This window comes from Streptomyces sp. NPDC005070 (assembly GCF_053600395.1).
This window is the reverse complement of the sequence record NZ_JBSFZS010000510.1, coordinates 1-1,416: the sequence shown is the minus strand read 5'-3', so window position 1 is coordinate 1,416 and position 1,416 is coordinate 1. Positions and strand designations below refer to the sequence as shown.

The window sequence follows — 1,416 nt, the reverse complement described above, 5'->3', positions numbered from 1 at the left end:
CTGGCCCAATCGGCTTTCAGGGAGCGGCGTTTCACGTGGACGCTCCTCGTTGGTCTACGGCAGGCTCGTGCCGCGCACCACGCCGCTGAACTCGCTGTCCGAGCCGCGCATATCCAGGACCGTAAGTCAGCGCGACGTGAAGCCGCTGTCCCTTTCGTCCTGGCTGCTGAGACCGCCTTGGACGACTGCATGCGCATGTTTGATAGCAAGGATCCCATCGAGGACTACTTGGGCCTCATCGTGAAGCGCGTGCTCGGAGATGCGAGCCGAGCCTTCACCATGATCCGTTTGGAGGGGCCTGAGGAATTGGCGCAGAAGGCAGGTCAAGTCATGTCTGCGCTCCATGAACTTCTCAGGCGTGTAGCACGAAAGCAGCGCGCTGCCCATGCCTGGGACTGTCTCAAGCAGGCGGCCCAAGATGGCAATCGGGTCTCCGTGGCCATCGGCAACTTGCGCGAAGCCTCAGAGCCGGACGACCCGAGGGTAGGCGCTGCCTGGCAGGCCATCACTGACACCGGTGTACTCAGGCCACCCCTAGTGAGTGCTCTGCGCCAGGACCTCCGTCTGCGTCCAGTACCCGGCATCAAATCTGTGGGCATGCTGGAAGCGCGCGAGCGGGTCCAGCATGCTCTCGCTGCGTTCATCAGCGCTGTGAGGGTGCACCTTGACGAGACGACACCATGAACTCCTTGACCTGTTGAGTTGAGGCGCCGCGATCGGGGCGAGAAGAGTGTGACGTGTAGTCACCAGAAGATCACTCTCGGGGGTCGCTCCGGGGTCGCGTGTTCGAATATGTGTTCTATGTGCTCGGTAAGAGTGTGGAGGTGAAGACGTCATGGGTGATACCGAGCTGTCGACAGTGGTGCACGTGAGATGCCCAGACCGGCTGCCGGACGAGGCGTATCGACGGGTACTGGAGTTGCTCGCGGACGTGTCGCCGGTCGTCCAAGCCGCCCCACCCGGGGCAGCCCTGGTGGAGCTGAGGGGCGTACTGCGCTACCACCAGCTTGACCCCCAGCGCCAGGGCGAGTTGATCCGGGTGCGGTCCGTGGCGAGGCTGGGGGTGGACCTGCGGATTGGGATCGCTCCGAGCATTGCCGTTGCGGCAACCGCCTCGGCTCAGATCAGCGAAACCGGCGGGGTGTTGCTGATCGCCCCGCACGACGTGGCCGACTGGCTCGGACCGCTGCCGGTTGAGGCGCTGTACGGCATCGGCCCGCGGCAGGGTCAGATCCTGCGCGACTTCGGCGTGCACTGTGTGGGACTGCTGGCCTCTATCCCTCCTGCCACCGCACAGCGCCTCCTCGGCGGCCGCGCCGGACGGCAGGCAGCAGAGCGGGCACGCGGCATCGACCCCCGACCGGTCGTGGCACGCGGACTGCCAGCGTGGGCGAGCGTGCGCCAGGGATTCACCGG

The 1,416-nt window shown here is 65.4% G+C and carries 1 protein-coding gene and 1 pseudogene; both read left to right on the top strand.

Annotated elements, in window-relative coordinates:
• Positions 1–684 (top strand): hypothetical protein (locus ACWEBX_RS40685; protein WP_451889720.1); only part of this gene is annotated, 684 nt, incomplete at its 5' end.
• A gap of 151 nt (positions 685–835) precedes the next feature.
• Positions 836–1,416 (top strand): annotated as a pseudogene (locus tag ACWEBX_RS40680) (hypothetical protein); the annotation flags it as partial.